This window comes from Actinophytocola sp., from assembly GCF_035712165.1.
Taxonomy (GTDB): domain Bacteria; phylum Actinomycetota; class Actinomycetes; order Mycobacteriales; family Pseudonocardiaceae; genus DASYTH01.
On record NZ_DASTBH010000040.1, the window covers coordinates 1 to 15914 of the forward strand.

Below are 15914 nucleotides of genomic sequence, written 5' to 3' on the forward strand. Positions count from 1 at the left end.
GCTGGCCCAGCACACCGCCACCGGCGAGCTGACCCGCTCCACCAACCCCCTGCTCGACGACCACATCATCTACGCCCTGGTCCTGCTCACCCTGGCCGCGCTCTACGCCGGCCGCTACTGGGGCCTGGGCAACCGCTGGGAACGGCTGAACATCGTGCGCCGCAACCGCTGGCTGATCTGACCACCACCCAACACGCCCGGCCGAGGCCCCGCCCGGCCGGGCTTCCCCATCAGCACGACAGGAGGTTCGTGATGAAGCACCGAAAGATCCGCAATGTCATGACCACCGACGTGGCCACCGTCGACGAATCAGCTCCGTTCAAGGACATCGTCGCGCTGCTGGACCAGCGCCGGATCAGCGCCGTCCCCGTGCTCGACCCCGCCGGCCGGGTGATCGGCGTGGTGTCCCAAGCCGACCTGTTGCCCACGCAGGGGGCTCAGGAACCCGCCGAGTCCCGGTGGTCGCGGCATCGCCACGTTCCCGACGAAGCGCGCGGCACCACAGCAGGCGAGCTGATGACCACCCCCGCGATCACCATCGGCCCGGACGCCACCGTCGTCGACGCCGCCAAACTGCTCGACCGCCACGCCATCAAACGCCTCCCGGTCGTCGATCCGAGCGGTCGGCTGGTCGGCATCGTCAGCCGCCGCGACCTGCTCGGCGTCTTCCTCCGCACCGACAACGCCATCGCCGAGGAGATCGCCCGCGACGTCTTCGAACGCAACCTCGACACCGTGGTCAACCCGGCCACCGTCACTATCCAGGTGCACGACGGCATGGTGTCCCTGCACGGCCAACTCCAACGCCGCAGCATGGTTCCCATCGCCGAAGCCCTCACCCGCCGGGTCGACGGCGTCATCGACGTCCACTCCGAACTCACCTACGCCTACGACGACACCCACCTGCACATCCCCGACGCCATGGCCGTCGACATCACCCACGAAAACTGAACGCGACCAAGGACCCCACCGGTGTGGGACCTCCGACCGGCGCGGCATCGCCATCCATCCTGTTGTGCTGAACGTGTTCACGGACGGAGGTGAGCACGATGAACGAGCGGGAGAACTTCGCCGCCAGCGAGGAGGCCCGGAGGGACGTGCTGTCCCGGGCCGGCCACACACCGACATCCGGCGACCCGGTCCGGCGGCTGGTCGACGCCGCCATCTACCGGGAGACCCACCACAGCACGCCGCCGCCCGGCCAGGACGGCGGGACAGCGCCGGACGAGACCCCGGTCTGATCGACTGGCCTCAACGGGTCGTCCGTCGAACGCGGCGACCAGCCGGTCGCTGATGCTGAGCACGCCGGGAACGGCGGCTACTCGGGTGAGCAACTCCAGCACGGCCTTGTACGGCGTGGGCACGGCGACCGCACCTGGATCATGGATCATCACCGTGGCCACGGTCGTCGCGGTGATCTGAGTGATCGACCTCGATCGCCGCGCGCGGCCGCCGGTGGGGCCCTTAGTCCCGCCACGGGTAAGCCGTCGGCCCCTGGGGCCCGAACCGGCGACGCGGGATGATCGAGCCAGCGACGAACGATGGAGGCGACGATGACCTGGCTGGCCCGTGACGGTCTCGACCGGTTGGTCGAGGTGCTGCGGGAGCGCGGGTATCGGGTGGTCGGTCCCACCGTGCGAGACGGGGCGATCGTGCTGGACGAGCTGTCCTCGGCGCGGGAGTTGCCGGCCGGGTGGGGTGTCGAGGTCGGACCCGGGCACTACCGCCTGCGGCGCCGTGCGGATGACGCGGTGTTCGCGCACAGTGCTGGACCTCAGTCGTGGAAACGGTTTCTGCATCCGTCCCGGGCGAAGTTGTGGTCGGCCGAACGGGATGAGGCCGGTTTCCGGGTGACCCCCGAGGAGCCCGAGCCGGTTCGGTATGCGTTTCTGGGGGTGCGGGGTTGTGATCTCGCCGCGATCGGGGTGTTGGACCGGGTGCTTGATCATGGCGGCCGCTACCACGACCGGCGCGCGGGGATTTTCATCGTTGCGGTGAACTGCACCGAGCCGGGCGGGGTGTGCTTCTGCGCGTCCATGGGCTGCGGACCCGGGGTTGGCGCCGGGCACGACCTGGCGCTGACCGAGCAGGCCGGTGGGTTCGTGGTGGAGGTCGGCAGCCAACGCGGGGCCGAGGTGCTCGCGGCGGTGCCGACCAGAACCGCGAGTCCCGTCGAAGCCGAGGCGGCGCGGGCCGCGGTGGCCGCGGCGGCCGACCGGATGGGGCGGACCATGCCCGAGGTCGACCTGCCGGACGTGCTGACCGCGAGCCGGGAGTCCGACCACTGGACCGATGTCGCGAGCCGGTGCCTGATGTGCGCCAACTGCACCATGGTGTGCCCGACCTGTTTCTGCACCACCACCGAGGACGTCACCGACCTGACCGGCGACCATGCCGAGCGGTGGCAGCGCTGGGCGTCCTGCTTCGAGCTGGACTACTCCTACATCCACGGCGGCGAGGTGCGCACCTCGGGCGCCAGCCGCTACCGGCAGTGGCTGACCCACAAGCTGGGCACCTGGCACGACCAGTTCGGCACCTCCGGGTGTGTCGGATGTGGACGGTGCATCGCCTGGTGCCCGGCCGGCATCGACATCACCGCCGAGATGGCCGCACTCGTCCGGGAGGGAGGCGACGATGACCGCCGCGACCACATCGCATCGGATTGACGCCGACCCCTGGCTGCCGCTGCCCTACTACGTCGCGGCCAACCGCACCGAGACGGTCGACACCGCGACCCTGATCCTGCGCGCCGAGGGCGAACCCATCGCCGATTTCCGGCCGGGCCAGTTCACCATGCTCTACGTCTTCGGCGTCGGCGAGGTACCGATCTCGGTCAGCGGCGACCCGGAGGCGGATGACGGCGCACTCGTGCACACCATTCGCGGGGTCGGCGCGGTCAGCCGGGCACTGCGGCACGCGGCGCCGGGCACGGCGGTCGGGGTGCGCGGCCCGTTCGGTACCGCCTGGGATCTCGACGGGCCGGCCGGCTCGGACCTGGTGCTGGTCGCCGGTGGCATCGGGCTGGCGCCGCTGCGGCCGGCCCTGCTGCACGCCCTGCGGCATCGTCGCCGCTACGGCCGGATCGTGCTGATTGCCGGCGCGAGAGCGCCGGCCGAACTGCTGTTCACCGACGAGCTCGCGGCGCTGTCCGCCCGCGACGACGTCGAGCTGGCGGTGACGGTCGATCGCCCTGGCGCCGGTTGGATCGGCGGTGTCGGCCTGGTCACCGAACCGCTGGCCGCGCTGCGGCTGACTCCCGAGCGCACCACCGCCCTGCTGTGCGGACCGGAACCGATGATGCGGTTCTGCGCCAGAACCCTGCTGGACAAGGGTGTCCCGGCCGCGCGGATCCAGGTGTCGTTGGAACGCAACATGAAATGCGGGATCGGGCTGTGCGGTCACTGCCAGCTCGGCCCGCTGCTGACCTGCCGGGACGGGCCGGTGGTGCCCTACTCCGTCGCCGCCCCGCTGCTCGAGGTCCGGGAGCTGTGATGAACCAACCAACCCTGGCGGTGTGGAAGTTCACGTCCTGCGACGGCTGCCAGCTCACCCTGCTGGACTGCGAGGACGAACTCCTCGCCCTGGCCGGCGCCATCCACATCAGCCACTTCCTCGAAGCCACCAGCGTCTCCGAACCAGGCCCCTACGACGTGTCCATCGTGGAAGGTTCGGTCAGCACCCCGGAGGAAGCCGAACGCATCCGCTGGATCCGGGACCAGTCCCGCGTGCTGATCGTGATCGGTGCCTGCGCCACCTCCGGCGGCATCCAGGCCCTACGCAACTTCGCCGACGTCGACGAGTTCACCGCACTCGTCTACGCCGCACCCCAACACATCGACGCCCTCGCCACCAGCACCCCCATCTCCGCACACGTCCCGGTCGACTACGAACTGCGTGGCTGCCCCATCGACAAACGCCAACTCCTCGAAGTCCTCACCGCCTACCTCGCCGGCCGCAAACCCGACCTGCCCGACACCAGCGTGTGCACCGAATGCAAACGCGCCGGCATCACCTGCGTCATGGTCGCGCACGGCACCCCCTGCCTCGGCCCGGTCACCCACGCCGGCTGCGGCGCGATCTGCCCCGCCTACCGGCGCGGCTGCTACGGCTGCTTCGGCCCGATGCGCGACCCGAACGTGCCCGCGCTCCTCCCCCTGCTGCGCCGGTGCGGCAGGAGCGAGGACGACCTGCGCCGGGTGTTCCACACCTTCAACGCCGCCGCCCCCGCGTTCACCGGCCAGCCGGAGTGACGTCCCGGCGTGGAAAGCAACCCACACCCAGCAGCAACCACGCGACCGGGCCCAGGAATGGCGCGGTGGCACCGAAGTCGAGATCGGCGCGGAACTCCAGCAGCGCGGCCTGCGGGTCGAGGTGCGTAACGTCCGCGAGGCCGACTCGCCGGACTACTACGACGCGCCGGGCCAGCCGGGCCGGGGTCCTGCTTGATCCGGTCACCGAACCGCCCATCCGCCGCCACCTCGTCCGCGCACTCGCCGAAGCCGCAACCCGCCAGGCCAGCAGCCCCGGCTACGACGCCGAGCTGGCGCACTGGACCGGCCGCCGCACCCCGCACACCAGGACGGCGTCCTGGCCGCCAGCACACCATGCCGGCGCGCTGCTGGTGCTCGCCGAACCATTGCCGGAAAGCCCGCGCCGACCGGTGCACGACGTGATCGGCTACCTGCCCGGTATGGCACCGAGAAAACGGCAACACTGACCCGACAGCGCCTTACGAGGCGTCGAGTTCGGTGACGGTCTCCGCGCGGTAGGTCAGGTTGTCCACGACGCCGACCACGCCCGGGACGGCTCGGGCCAGTCCCCGCGCCACCAATGCTTCGCTGTGCAGGTCCAGGCTTCCGTCCAGGATGACCACGCCATCGCGGACCCGCACGGTCACCCGGCCGGCGACGTGACCCAGGCCGGTCCGCAGGGCTGAGTCGGCGTCGGTCCGGATGTCCTGGTCCGGGCGCAGGAAGGTGCCCAGCACGTCGCGCCGGGACACCACGCCCACCAGGTCGCCGTCGGCGTCGAGGACGAACAGCCGCCGCACGCGCCGTTCCGCCATCCGGCGGGCGGCGACCGCGACCGGCTCGTCGGGCCCGATGGTGAGCACCGGCGCGGACATCACCTCGGCCGCGCACCGGCCCCGCGCCCGCGACCAGCGCGTCCGGCGGGCCGGGCCCAGCGGCCGGGCGTCGGTACCCGCGTGGAACTCCTGCTTGGCCAGCACATCCGCCTCGGACACCACGCCGACCAGCTCGCCCCGCGCACCAACGACGGGCACGGCGGCGATGCCGTTGCCGGACAGCACCGCGACCACCTCTTTGAACGGCGTCCGCGGCGTCACAGTGATCACCTCGGTGGTCATCACCGAGGACACGGTCGATTTCCGCATCGCGAGCCCTCCTCTCTCAGCCGCGCAGGCGGCGCAGGAACGGGTCAGTGGGGTGGCGGGGTTCGATCCGGATCCGGGCATCGACCGCCACACATCCGGTTTCGGTGACCACCAACGGGTTGAGGTCGAGTTCGGCGATCTCAGGGAGGAGTTCGGCCAACCGGCCGACCCGCAGCAGCACGTCGCTGATGTCATGGGTAGGCAGCGGGTTCTTCGCGTTCGGACCGAACAGGGCCGGCGAACTGCGCAGGCTGTGCACCATGCGCTGCGCGTCGGTGTCGGTCAATGGGGCCAGGCGGGCGGTGCGGTCGGCGATCAGGTCGGTGTCGGTGCCGCCGAGACCGAACACGACCAAGGGCCCGAACAGCTCATCAGAGCTGACCCCGACGATCAGCTCACGGCCGGCCGGCACCATCGGCTGGACCTGCATCCCCCGCAGCGCGGCGCCGAACCGTTGCGCCAGGGTGTCCACGGCGGCCCGGACCTCGGTCTCATCGGCGAGGTTGAGCAGCACCCCGCCGGCCGCGCTCTTGTGCAGTGCCGTGTCGGCGATCGCCTTGATCGCCACCGGGGCGCCGAACCAGCGCCACGCGGCCACAGCGCCGTCGCCGTCATCGGCGATGATCGGCCGCAGCACCGGGATCCCGAAGGACTCCAGCAGCGCGGTGACCTCCAACGGCTCCAGCCAGCCACCGGCCGGGAGGGCGGAGAGGTGGGTGTGGACCAGGCCGGTGGCGCCCGGCACGGCCAGCCCGGTCAGATCCGGGACGTGGCCGGCGGGTTCACGCCGCCAGCCGGCGTAGCGGGCGACCCGGCCCAGGGCCGCGGCGGCCGGGGCCGGGTCGGCATAGCAGGCGATGGTGGCCGAGGTCGCGGCCAGGCCGGTGACCGAGGCCAGCTGTCCGGGTCGCACCGCCAGCACCGGCTTTTCCAGACTCCCGGCCAGGGTGGCCACGGCGGTGACCGGGTCGCCCAGCGCGGTCGGCACACCGGCCGCGATCACCGCGTCGACCTCGTCCGCGGCCAACAGGACCCGCAGGCAGGCGGCAAAAGTGGGCGCATCGACGGTGGCCGTGGTGTCCACCGGGTTGGTGACGCTGGCCTGAGCCGGCAGCAGGGCGCGCAGTGCCGCCGTAGTGGCCGGCGCCAGCTCGGTGACAATGAGTCCGTTGTGGACACAGGCGTCGGCGGCCAGAACCCCGGAGCCGCCGGCGTTGCTCAGCACCGCGACCCGGTTGCCCGCCGGAAGCGGCTGCCAGGACAGCGCGGCGATCGTGTCGATGAGCTCGCCCACGGTGTCCACGGCGATCACCCCAGCCTGCTCGAACAGCGCGTCCCGGGTGACCGCCGGCGTGGCCGTGGCGGCGGTGTGCGAGGCGGCGGCGCGCTGCGCGACATCGCTGCCCGCCGGTCGCACCGCCAACACCGGCTTGGTCCGGGCCAGCGCCCGGGCCACGCGGCTGAACTTGCGCGGGTTGCCGAACGACTCCAGGTACAGCACCGCGATGTCGGTGCGCGTGTCCTGCCGCCACCACAGCAGCAGGTCGTTGCCGCTCACGTCGTACTTGTCCCCGGTAGACACCAGAGTGGACACCCCAAGTCCCAACTGGCGCAACGACTCCATCAGCGCGATGCCCACCCCGCCGGACTGGGTGACCACCCCGACCCGGCCGGCCGGCGCCGCCCCGCGCGCGAACGTGGCGTCCAGGCGCACCGACGGGTCGGTGTTGACCACCCCGACGCAGTTCGGACCGACCAGCCGCATGCCGTGCCGGCGCACCGCGTCCAGCACCGCCGGGCCCAGCTCGGATCCGCTCAACCCGGCCGAGATCACCACCGCCGCCCGAATACCCCGCTGCCCGCACTGCTCCACCGCGTCCGGCACCGCGGCCGCGGGCACGCAGACCACGGCCAGGTCCGGCACCTCGGGCAGCTCGGCCACCGACGGCCAGCAGCGCACCCCCGCCACCTCGTCGGCATGCGGGTTCACCGCGGTCAGCGCCCCGGCGAAGCCGGCGCCAAGCAGGTTGCGCAGCACCGCGTTGCCCACCGACCCGGCCCGCCGCCCCGCGCCCACAACCACCACCGAACCCGGCCGCAGCACCGCGGCCAGGCTGGCGACGTCGGCCACCCGCTCCCGCTCCCCGACCGCCTCCAGATACGTCTCGTCCGGCGCGAGCGAGATCATCACCTGCCGTTCCGGCCCGCCGCCGGTGGACCGGTAAGCCAGGCCGGCGTCGACGAACACCTTCATCATGCGGTGGTTCTCCGCCAGCACATCGGCCACGAACCGCCGCAACCCACGGGAACGCCCCAGCGACGCCAGGTGCTCCAGTAGCAGCGTGCCCACCCCGTGGGCCTGCGCCGCACCATCCACCACCAGCGCGACCTCCGCCGTATTCGGATCGTCGCCGAGCACCTCGTAGTTCGCCACCCCGATCAGCACACCCCCGAGATAGGCGCCCAGCGCGGCGTGCCCGTCATCCCGCGCCCGGGCGATCTGCCGCGCCACCGACCCCAACGGAGCCATCGGCCCGAAGAACCGCAGATACTGGTCCCGTTCGGACAGCCGCGCGTGCAGATCCAGCACCTCCGCCTCATCGGCCGGCCCCAGCTCCCGAACGGCCACCACCCGGCCGTCGGCCAGCAGCGCCCGCACCCCACGCTCATCCGTCGCGGTCATGACTTCTCCCGTCATCGCTTACCCCGACCATGCCGCCGGCACAGAGCCCGCAGTAGAGCCCAACGTACGAGTACCGGCGAGCCCTAGGTCCCTGATGACCCCGGGCTACCGCGCGGTGCTGCCAAGCGGTTCAGATCAGCGCCCGTTCGCCGTCGCGGGGCACGACGGCGTTCCAGTCGTGCTCGGTGCGCAGGCGGCTGGCCAGGGTGGCGGATCCTCGGGTTCCCCGTGCACCAGGTAGGCGGTGTCCGGTGCCCGGGTGGCCGCCGCCCAGGCGATCAGCTCGTCGGCGTCGGCATGTGCGCTGAACGCGTCGAGCACGACGATCTCAGCCCGCACCGGCACATACCGGCCGTGGATTTTGAGTTCGCGTGCGCCGGTGGCCAGTTGGCGGGCCCGGGTCCCGGCGGCCGCGAAACCGACGACGGCCACGGTGTTGCGCCGGTCCGGTAGCAGGTGCTCCAGGTGGTAGAGCACCCGGCCGCCGGTGGCCATGCCCGACGCCGAGATGACGATCGAGGGCATCCGGGGCCGGTTGGCGGTCATCGACTCCTCCACCGTGCGGAGCTCGGCCAGGTGCCCCGGGGTTGAACGGATCGCCCGCGTCGGTGAGTTCGGGGCGCACCTCGGTCCAGCGTTCGGCCAGGGCCCGCCGGGCCACCGGGACGCCGCCATGCGGCAACCCGAGCACCACCACGTCCTGACCGCGCAACCGATCCAGCTCGCCGGCCAGTCGCCGGCCCGCGTCCACCCGGTCCACGAACGACATCACACTTCACCTCCACACCCAGTGCAGCGCGCGGACGCCCGGCGGCACAGGAGGCGAAGGTCCGCGCCCGGCCGGGCATTACGGCGGCGGTCGATCGCGGGTAGTGCGGCTGGCCAGGTCACGATGGAGGGCGGCGACGTGTTCGCGGTCGAGGGTGACGGCGAGTTCGGCGGTGCCGTGCTGGATCAGCTGTTTGGCGCCCGGACCGGCGTGCGCGAGCAGCGCCGCGATCGGGCGGTTCCCGGCCAGGTAGGAGGCGCCGAAGGAGTGGATGCCGCGTTCCATCGCCGCCTCGGCGAGCAGCTCCACCAACGCGGTGGCCAGTCCGACCCGGCGCCAGGCGGGGTCGACCGCGACGGCGAACTCGACGACGCCCTCCTCGAGCGGCTCGTACCGGGCAACCGCGACGCCCCGTTCGGTGGTGGGGTCGAGCGCTACCAGGGCGAAGCGCCGCACATAGTCCATGGTGGTCAGCCGGGCCAGCAGGGTCGGGGTGAGCCGGGGCGGCGCGCCGAGAAACCGGCGATGCAACGTGTCCGGATCGGCCGTGCGGATCGCCTCGGCCAGTTCCGCAGCGTCGGACGGCAGAATCGGCCGCACCCGCACGGTGCGCCCGTCGCGCAGCCGAAGCGACCGCTCGTAGGCCACCGGGTAACCCGGCGGCAGCTCGTCCCGTTCGGCCGTCACACCACGTTGTGTCGTGGTTGGCTATCGGATGTTGCGGCGCACGGCGAGATGTGCCTGGGTGGTGTCCGGCATGCCGGGTCGGCCGTGTCGGTCATCGGTCGTCCAGGTCAGGTCCTCGATGACGTCGATGACGCCGTCCACCTGGTGGGTCAACGCGACGGCGGCCGGGATCTGGCTGCGGTACTCCAGCTGTCCGGACAGGTGCACCACACCGTCGCGCACCCGCACGGACACGGTCGCGGGCGTTACCGTCATACCCAGCTCGTGCTCGAAGATCTCGTGCACGACCTCGTCGCGGACGTCCTCATCCGGACGTAGGAACACCTGCAGCATGTCGCCGCGGCCGAGGATGCCGACCAGCCGGCCGGCACCGTCCACCACGGGCAACCGGGTGATCTGGTGCTGCTCCAACAACTTGGCCGCGTGCACCACCGACTCGTCCTCGCCGACGGTGATCGCCGGAGCGGTCATCAGTTCGCCGGCCACCGTCGCCTGCGCCTTGGCCCGCGCCTGCCGCCGGCTCGGCAACGCCAGCCGCGCGAGCAGGCCGGACGGCTCGTGCTCGCTCTCCTTCGGCAACAGGTCCATGATGGACACCACGCCCACCACCCGGTGGTCGTCGTCGACCACCGGCATCCCGTTCACCCGACGATCCTTCAGCAGTTCGGCGACTTCCTTGAACGGTGTGTCCGTACGGACCCACGCCACCTCGCGCACCATCAGGTCTGTGATCTTGCTGTGCTTCATCGGATCTCCCAACATCTATGCCCCAACTTTGACGCTAAGCGGGTGATCCGAACGGCAGCAGAGTCGAACGACCGCCGCACCCAAGGACTTCCAGCCTCGTCGCTGCCGATCGGTCCGAGCAGCCGGACGTGCGCGACCTTCCACTGGCTGACCCGCAGGTCGGCGAACCCGGTCGCGTGACTGTCCACGAACACCAGCCCGCGCTCGCGCTCGGCGGCGCTCGACCGCGGTTACCGGCGGATCGATGTTGTTGACGATCTTCTGCTGGTCGCCGAAGAAGACCTCCCCGCAGTACCACAGGCTTTGACCGACGTGCGCCACGTCGATCACCAGTCGGCTGCCCGACAGCGCGTAGGCCCAGAACGGCGCCGGATCGCCGGCCGGGTCGACCGCGATCCCGAAGGTGAGCACCCCCTCGAAGTCTTCCGCCCGCTTCACCTGCTTGATCCGCGCAAGCCCCGGGACGTCATCGCGATGTGGCCGAGCGTAGTCATCAAGGCGATCTCGATGCTCGGCGCGGATGTCGACCCAGGAGGCGAGCAGGTCCCGTAGTCCGCGAGTCGGCTATGGCGGATCTTGGTCTTGGCCAACACCCGCTACGGTCCTTGCCTGTCAAAGGCGAAGCTGATGTTCTGTCCCGCGTAAACTTCAAGGCATCCGGAGTGAGCAGGACGTCGCTTGGCGTCAGGAGATACTCCGGCCCGGTGGTGAAGGTTAGGGTTTTCAATTACACCATCGCGTTCGGCCTGCTTGAGCGTTACATAGCAGTCGGCGACGGCCAGTGTGTGCGGTAATCTGCCACGCTACCGTCCGCCACCATCGGCAAACGTGCGGAATCACCGACGCAAATAATGCAAACCTCACGGGTAGCTGAAGGTGCCAAGCAAGCCGTCGTTGCCTGCCGCCGGGAGGACGCCGTTCAGTACGACGTTGGGAGTGGGCGTCCGCGGGTGCGGACCCGCACCGGTTGCCGATCTCGATGTGGAACGGTTGATTTTCCGATGCAACCGGTGCCGGGATCGGGCCTTGTCAAACTCTTGTGGCTACCCCACGTGGGGGACTGGGGTATCGATCATCTGGAATAAGGAGTAGATTAACGATTGTTACCCCGGACCTCGGTGGCGTGATGTGCCCGTGATGATCACGGATGCTGATCACAAGCCGAGGTTTTTGCGTGGATGATTGGACGCAGCCCGCCCCATAGCGGTGGCGTCCGTGTCGTCTGCGTCATCTCCTCCCGCTGGCGTGCTGCGCCGGGTGGGTCATCTCTCAAATTATGTTCCAGAAATGACATTGTCATGCGAACCATCCGCACCATTGTCCGGGCCCTGATCGGGGCCACCGTCGTGACCGGGGGCCTGGTGGCCCTCACTCCAGCGGCGCAGGCCATCACCATCCCAGTGGCGTGTAGCGAGAACGCTCTGGTCGCGGCGGTGAATCTGGCCAACTCCACCGCCGCCGCGGACACTCTCGTGCTGGCGGGAGGCTGCACCTATGGCATGACCACCAGCCACGGCGGCGCCAACAACGCGCTGCCGGTGATCACCACCCCGATCGAGATGATCGGCCCGGCCACCGTCACTCGCACCTCGCTGCTGCTCTTCCGGATCGCCGAGGTCGGCCCGACCGGCAGCCTCACCCTCACCACCGGGGTCGCCTTCACCCGCGGCAACGTGCTCGGCAGCGGCGGCGGCATCCTCAACCGTGGCGCGGTCACCCTCACCGGCAGCACCCTGACCGGCAACACCGCCTCAGGCAACGGCGGCGGCCTGGCCAACCGCAACACCCCCACCGGCACCGCACCCGCCGCAACATTCACCAACAGCCCGGTGTCCGGCAACACCGCTTCAGGCAACGGCGGCGGCATCTACAACGGACTGCGCGGCACGCTGACCGTCACCGGCGTCACCGGCAGTCCACTGTTCATCACCGGCAACAGCGCCGGCCGGGGCGGCGGGATCTCCGCCGTCAACTCCACCGCCACCACCCTCACCCAGACCGCCGTCACCAACAACCAGGCCGTGCTGCTCCTGGGCACCGCCGGCGGCGTCTACCGCCAAGGCGGCGTCATGACCACCACCAACGCACCCATCACCGCCAACACCCCGAACAACTGCGTCGGCAGCGTCCCGGCCGTGCCCAACTGCACCGGCTGAGCACCACGCCAGGCGCACAACTCCACACCAGCCCACCACTGTAAGGAGCACCCCATCATGGGAATCGTCATCATCGGCGGTCTGATCGACTCCGTCCTTGGCATCGTCAACGGCGCCGTCGTCGCCATCACCAGCGCCGCCAGCGCGGTCCTCCTCCCCCTCCTCCCCATCTAGGGCCAGGAGCCGACCGGGCACGACCCCCGCCAGACCACACCGGCTGGCGGGGGTCGTGCAACATCACTGCCCGCTGGAACCGTCAGGACCGCACCGATGGAGTGGGAACCCGTGACCGTGGCCCGTAGCCCGGTCACCGCTGCTGGTTCGAGGAGAAGCGTCACGCCACAGCTTGCGGCCACGCTGCCCATCTGCCCGACGAGCCCGGCCGGACCACTATCCTTTAATAGACATCTCGGTGCGGTGCTGACGGGTAGGTGCGGGCAATACCGGGACACGACCCCCTGCCGGGCGGGCGGTCGTGTCGGTCGGGCTCTGCTGCTAGAGGGGAAGCAGGGCGCTGACGGCACCGACAATGCCGAACACGGTGCCGGTGACGATGCCGATAACAGAGTCGATCAGACCGCCGATGATGACGATGCCCATGATGAGGTGCTCCTTTACTGGTTGGTCTCAGGATCTGGTGCTAAATGGGGAGCAGGGGGAGGAGGACCGCGCTGGCGGCGCTGGTAATGGCCACTACAGCGCCGTTGACGATGCCAAGGACGGAGTCGATCAGACCGCCGATGATGACAATTCCCATGAGGTACTCCTTAATAGTGGGCATATTGTTGTGGAGTGTGCGCACGGATGCGCTTTCGCTGGCGCGGTGGTCAGCCGGCGCGGTGCGACACGGCCGCTGCCGGTAACCGCAGCGGCGCCATTGACCAGCGCGGTATGCCGGTGATGAGCATCGGCAGGCCGGTGGCGGTCAACACGCTCGCACGCCGTTGCCGTTGCCGCCACCGCTGAGGCAGTGTTGCTGGTTAACGGGCTCCTGGTGCACGTCGCGTCGGGGGGTGCCGAACAGGGCCAGCGCGGGAGAACGTGTACGGTGCGCGCCACCATTGTTCGAAGCGAACCGCAAAAGCCCATTTGCGCAAAATGAACCTCGGTTCGGGTCAGTGTCCGCGACCCCCGATGTGTATCCCCTATCAGGTTCGATGTGCTCCTTGTACCCGCCTCACGGTCCTGACGGTCGACGGCCCGACCCTGGACCGCGTCCGACTCGTCGCCGACGTGACCCTGCTGCCGATCGCCGACCTGACCGCCGTCCTCCACGACCGCGACGCCGTGCTGTCCTCCGAGGAGATCACCGCGCTGTCCGACCACGTGCGACGCCGATACTCCACCCCTGACGCGCGCCTGGCTTCCCTCCACCCGCGACCACGGTATGTCTGAAAATGATAGTCTGATGTGGACGGTCAGCGTTGTTTCTGGTGGGTCAGGATGATGTTCAGGACGCGGTCGGGGTCGTCGGGAGTGAAAGCGGGTTTGACGCGGCCAGGTTCTCCCGGGCGGTCAGCCGGGAGAAGTGCGCGGGTAGCTCGAACCCGACCCCGATGTGCTCGTAGAACTCCGGCCCCCACCGCCCGACCGGACGCCCCAGCACGTCGGCCCGGCCCTGGTGACCGCGCAGCAACCCGGTGAGAATCCGCCGGGTGGTGGTCTTGCCCGCCCCGTTAGGGCCGAGGAACCCGAAGGTCTCCCCGGCCGCCACGGTGAACGAGATCCCGTCCACGGAGCACCGAGCCGCGCCGCGGTAGCGCATCCGCAGCTCCTCGACCACGATCACCGGATCCGTCACGACCGCCCCCTCGGCGCCTCGGCCAGCACGCCGACCGCCTCGTCGATCAAGTCCGGCAGCTCGGCCACGCCATCAGCGGCGACCCCCTCCTCCAGCGCGCCCTCGAACAACTCCCGCGTGGCGAACTGGTTTTCCCATAACCGCGCCCGCAACGCCGGCGTGGACAACGCCAACCGGACCCGCACCAGCAGGGCTTCCCGATCGGCGGCGTAGATCGCCGCCAACCCCTCCCGCACCGCCGCGTGGATCCGCACCACCGGATGCTCGCTGCGCGGCCGGGCCTGGATCGCCGCCACCAGCAACGACCGAACCGACCCCGCTACCCTGCCGGCTACAGCTGTAACTCGTCGGTGGTGTCGGAGGCCGGCGCTACTGTGGCGCGATGCAGCCGACCGGCACCATGGACACCGACCTGTTGGCAGCCGCCCGCGGCGGGGATGACCGCGCGTTTCGGGCGTTGGTCTCGCCGCATCTGCGGGCACTGCATGTGCACAGCTACCGGATGCTGGGCTCCTACGACGAGGCCGAGGAGGCGGTGCAGGAGGCGCTGCTGCGCGCATGGAAGGGCTTGGCGACGTTCCAGGGCCGCGCCCCGCTGCTGCACTGGCTGTACCGGATCACCACCACGACCTGCCTCAAGGCCATCGAGGCCCGCGGCCGCCAACCGGTCATCGACGCCGAGATCGACTACCTGCAGCCCTACCCGGACCGGCTGCTCGACCAGGTCACCAACCCTGATCCCGCCGTGGTGCTCACCCGTCGCGACAGCGTGAAGCTGGCGTTCATCACCGCCCTGCAGCGGCTACCCGCCACCCAGCGGGCCGTGCTGATCCTGCGCGACGTGCTGACCTTCACCAGCGCCGAAGTCGCCGAACTGCTGGACACCACCGTCGCCGCGGTCAACAGCGCGCTGCAACGCGCCCGGACCACCATGGCCACCGCCGACACCGCCGACCAGCCGCAGCCGTTGCGGCCTACTGAACAGTCCATCGTGGACCGGTTTGTCCTGGCCTGGCAACGCTGCGACATCGCCGCCCTGGCCGCGCTGCTGCGGGAGGACGTCACCCTGCACATGCCACCCGAGGCTCTGGTGTTCACCGGTCGGGACACCGTTGCCCGGTTCTTCGCCACCGTGCCCGCCGGTGGCCGCCTCGACCTCATCCGACTGGTCAGCACCCGCGCCAACGGCCAGCCCGCGCTCGCCGCCTACCTCCCGGACGACACAGGGCAGTGCCGTGGCTACGGCATCATGGTCCTGCGCATCGCCGCCAACCAGATCGCCACGATCACCGGCTTCCCCAGTCCGCACCTGTTCCCGGTGTTCGGTCTGCCCGAGATCTCGGCCGCACCGATGAGTTCGACAACCGCGCGGGATCAATCAGGGTGAGTGGCCGCGACCAGCGGCCCGCACCCCAGGAGAGACCCATGGATCCCCGAACGACCGCGAACCTGTACTACGACGCCTGGCAGGCCCGGGCCGGTGACATGACCGGTGTGCCGCTGGCCGAGGACTTCACCTTCACCGGCCCGGTAGCCAGCTTCTCCGACGCCGCCGGGTTTCGGACCATGGCCCGCGAGGCCGGCGCCGCCGTGCGCAGCTTCACCGTGCGCCACCAGTTCGTCGACGGTGACCTGGTCTGCTCGGTGATCGACTGGGAGATGGCGATGCTGCCCGG

At 70.1% G+C, this 15914-nt stretch carries 18 protein-coding genes and 1 pseudogene; 10 read left to right on the top strand and 9 right to left on the bottom strand.

What is annotated here, in order from left to right; genetic code table 11:
• From VFO68_RS02090 to VFO68_RS02115, 6 genes and pseudogenes are all read left to right on the top strand, one after another.
• Positions 1 to 181 (top strand): annotated as a pseudogene (locus VFO68_RS02090) (hypothetical protein); the annotation flags it as partial.
• Between the two features lie 71 nt (positions 182 to 252).
• On the top strand, positions 253 to 951 hold the full coding sequence (locus tag VFO68_RS02095; RefSeq protein ID WP_325156398.1) for a CBS domain-containing protein: 699 nt from the start codon (positions 253 to 255) through the stop codon (positions 949 to 951).
• Between the two features lie 98 nt (positions 952 to 1049).
• Positions 1050 to 1241: a hypothetical protein gene (locus VFO68_RS02100; protein ID WP_325156399.1), complete on the top strand. Its 192-nt coding sequence runs from the start codon at positions 1050 to 1052 to the stop codon at positions 1239 to 1241.
• A gap of 312 nt (positions 1242 to 1553) precedes the next feature.
• Complete coding sequence (locus VFO68_RS02105) at positions 1554 to 2666, top strand: 4Fe-4S dicluster domain-containing protein (protein WP_325156400.1); 1113 nt, start codon at positions 1554 to 1556, stop codon at positions 2664 to 2666.
• The gene (locus tag VFO68_RS02110) at positions 2635 to 3492 is read left to right on the top strand and encodes an FAD/NAD(P)-binding protein (protein WP_325156401.1); all 858 of its coding nucleotides are present in this window, start codon (positions 2635 to 2637) and stop codon (positions 3490 to 3492) included. The genes VFO68_RS02105 and VFO68_RS02110 overlap by 32 nt, the downstream gene beginning before the upstream one ends.
• The gene (locus VFO68_RS02115) at positions 3492 to 4250 is read left to right on the top strand and encodes an oxidoreductase (RefSeq protein WP_325156402.1); all 759 of its coding nucleotides are present in this window, start codon (positions 3492 to 3494) and stop codon (positions 4248 to 4250) included. Before VFO68_RS02110 ends, VFO68_RS02115 begins: the two co-directional genes overlap by 1 nt.
• On the opposite strand, the gene VFO68_RS02120 is transcribed toward VFO68_RS02115, so the two are convergent.
• The 7 genes from VFO68_RS02120 to VFO68_RS02150 all read right to left on the bottom strand — a co-directional run bounded on the left by VFO68_RS02120 (position 4231) and on the right by VFO68_RS02150 (position 10824).
• A complete protein-coding gene (locus VFO68_RS02120) occupies positions 4231 to 4467 on the bottom strand; it encodes a hypothetical protein (RefSeq protein ID WP_325156403.1) in 237 nt (78 codons plus the stop codon). The genes VFO68_RS02115 and VFO68_RS02120 overlap by 20 nt on opposite strands.
• Before the next feature lie 262 nt (positions 4468 to 4729).
• Complete coding sequence (locus tag VFO68_RS02125) at positions 4730 to 5395, bottom strand: CBS domain-containing protein (RefSeq protein WP_325156404.1); 666 nt, start codon at positions 5393 to 5395, stop codon at positions 4730 to 4732.
• Between the two features lie 16 nt (positions 5396 to 5411).
• On the bottom strand, positions 5412 to 8078 hold the full coding sequence (locus tag VFO68_RS02130) for a GNAT family N-acetyltransferase (protein ID WP_325156405.1): 2667 nt from the start codon (positions 8076 to 8078) through the stop codon (positions 5412 to 5414).
• Between the two features lie 135 nt (positions 8079 to 8213).
• Positions 8214 to 8624 (bottom strand): MBL fold metallo-hydrolase RNA specificity domain-containing protein, encoded by a 411-nt coding sequence (locus VFO68_RS02135; protein WP_325156406.1) that lies wholly within the window; start codon positions 8622 to 8624, stop codon positions 8214 to 8216.
• Positions 8625 to 8925: 301 nt separating this feature from the next.
• Positions 8926 to 9534 carry a GNAT family N-acetyltransferase gene (locus VFO68_RS02140; protein WP_325156407.1) on the bottom strand — a complete coding sequence of 203 codons (609 nt, stop codon included), beginning with the start codon at positions 9532 to 9534 and terminating at the stop codon, positions 8926 to 8928.
• 21 nt (positions 9535 to 9555) lie between these two features.
• Positions 9556 to 10281 (bottom strand): CBS domain-containing protein, encoded by a 726-nt coding sequence (locus VFO68_RS02145; RefSeq protein WP_325156408.1) that lies wholly within the window; start codon positions 10279 to 10281, stop codon positions 9556 to 9558.
• A gap of 15 nt (positions 10282 to 10296) precedes the next feature.
• The gene (locus VFO68_RS02150; RefSeq protein ID WP_422652900.1) at positions 10297 to 10824 is read right to left on the bottom strand and encodes an AMIN-like domain-containing (lipo)protein; all 528 of its coding nucleotides are present in this window, start codon (positions 10822 to 10824) and stop codon (positions 10297 to 10299) included.
• A 755-nt stretch (positions 10825 to 11579) separates the two neighbouring features.
• Here VFO68_RS02150 and VFO68_RS02155 point away from each other — a divergent pair.
• Both VFO68_RS02155 and VFO68_RS02160 read left to right on the top strand, forming a co-directional pair.
• Positions 11580 to 12437 carry a hypothetical protein gene (locus tag VFO68_RS02155; RefSeq protein ID WP_325156410.1) on the top strand — a complete coding sequence of 286 codons (858 nt, stop codon included), beginning with the start codon at positions 11580 to 11582 and terminating at the stop codon, positions 12435 to 12437.
• Positions 12438 to 13670: 1233 nt separating this feature from the next.
• Positions 13671 to 13832 (top strand): hypothetical protein, encoded by a 162-nt coding sequence (locus VFO68_RS02160; protein WP_325156411.1) that lies wholly within the window; start codon positions 13671 to 13673, stop codon positions 13830 to 13832.
• Positions 13833 to 13887: 55 nt separating this feature from the next.
• Here the strand turns inward: VFO68_RS02160 and VFO68_RS02165 are convergent, their stop codons facing one another.
• Both VFO68_RS02165 and VFO68_RS02170 read right to left on the bottom strand, forming a co-directional pair.
• Positions 13888 to 14238, bottom strand: a complete 351-nt coding sequence (locus VFO68_RS02165; RefSeq protein ID WP_325156412.1) for an ATP-binding cassette domain-containing protein — start codon at positions 14236 to 14238, stop codon at positions 13888 to 13890.
• A complete protein-coding gene (locus VFO68_RS02170) occupies positions 14235 to 14534 on the bottom strand; it encodes a hypothetical protein (protein ID WP_325156413.1) in 300 nt (99 codons plus the stop codon). Before VFO68_RS02170 ends, VFO68_RS02165 begins: the two co-directional genes overlap by 4 nt.
• A gap of 86 nt (positions 14535 to 14620) precedes the next feature.
• Here VFO68_RS02170 and VFO68_RS02175 point away from each other — a divergent pair, with 86 nt between their 5' ends.
• Complete coding sequence (locus VFO68_RS02175) at positions 14621 to 15625, top strand: RNA polymerase subunit sigma-70 (protein WP_325156414.1); 1005 nt, start codon at positions 14621 to 14623, stop codon at positions 15623 to 15625.
• A 38-nt stretch (positions 15626 to 15663) separates the two neighbouring features.
• Positions 15664 to 15914: nuclear transport factor 2 family protein (locus tag VFO68_RS02180; protein ID WP_325156415.1), on the top strand; the 251-nt coding region annotated here is incomplete at its 3' end.

What these genes read in the sequence shown, in the direction of transcription:
- VFO68_RS02095 (WP_325156398.1), top strand. Translation starts at nt 253, where the DNA reads ATGAAGCACCGAAAGATCCGCAATGTCATGACCACCGACGTGGCCACC.
- VFO68_RS02100 (WP_325156399.1), top strand. Translation starts at nt 1,050, where the DNA reads ATGAACGAGCGGGAGAACTTCGCCGCCAGCGAGGAGGCCCGGAGGGAC.
- VFO68_RS02105 (WP_325156400.1), top strand. Translation starts at nt 1,554, where the DNA reads ATGACCTGGCTGGCCCGTGACGGTCTCGACCGGTTGGTCGAGGTGCTG.
- VFO68_RS02110 (WP_325156401.1), top strand. Translation starts at nt 2,635, where the DNA reads ATGACCGCCGCGACCACATCGCATCGGATTGACGCCGACCCCTGGCTG.
- VFO68_RS02115 (WP_325156402.1), top strand. Translation starts at nt 3,492, where the DNA reads ATGAACCAACCAACCCTGGCGGTGTGGAAGTTCACGTCCTGCGACGGC.
- VFO68_RS02120 (WP_325156403.1), bottom strand. Translation starts at nt 4,467, where the DNA reads ATGGGCGGTTCGGTGACCGGATCAAGCAGGACCCCGGCCCGGCTGGCC.
- VFO68_RS02125 (WP_325156404.1), bottom strand. Translation starts at nt 5,395, where the DNA reads ATGCGGAAATCGACCGTGTCCTCGGTGATGACCACCGAGGTGATCACT.
- VFO68_RS02130 (WP_325156405.1), bottom strand. Translation starts at nt 8,078, where the DNA reads ATGACCGCGACGGATGAGCGTGGGGTGCGGGCGCTGCTGGCCGACGGC.
- VFO68_RS02135 (WP_325156406.1), bottom strand. Translation starts at nt 8,624, where the DNA reads ATGACCGCCAACCGGCCCCGGATGCCCTCGATCGTCATCTCGGCGTCG.
- VFO68_RS02145 (WP_325156408.1), bottom strand. Translation starts at nt 10,281, where the DNA reads ATGAAGCACAGCAAGATCACAGACCTGATGGTGCGCGAGGTGGCGTGG.
- VFO68_RS02155 (WP_325156410.1), top strand. Translation starts at nt 11,580, where the DNA reads ATGCGAACCATCCGCACCATTGTCCGGGCCCTGATCGGGGCCACCGTC.
- VFO68_RS02175 (WP_325156414.1), top strand. Translation starts at nt 14,621, where the DNA reads ATGCAGCCGACCGGCACCATGGACACCGACCTGTTGGCAGCCGCCCGC.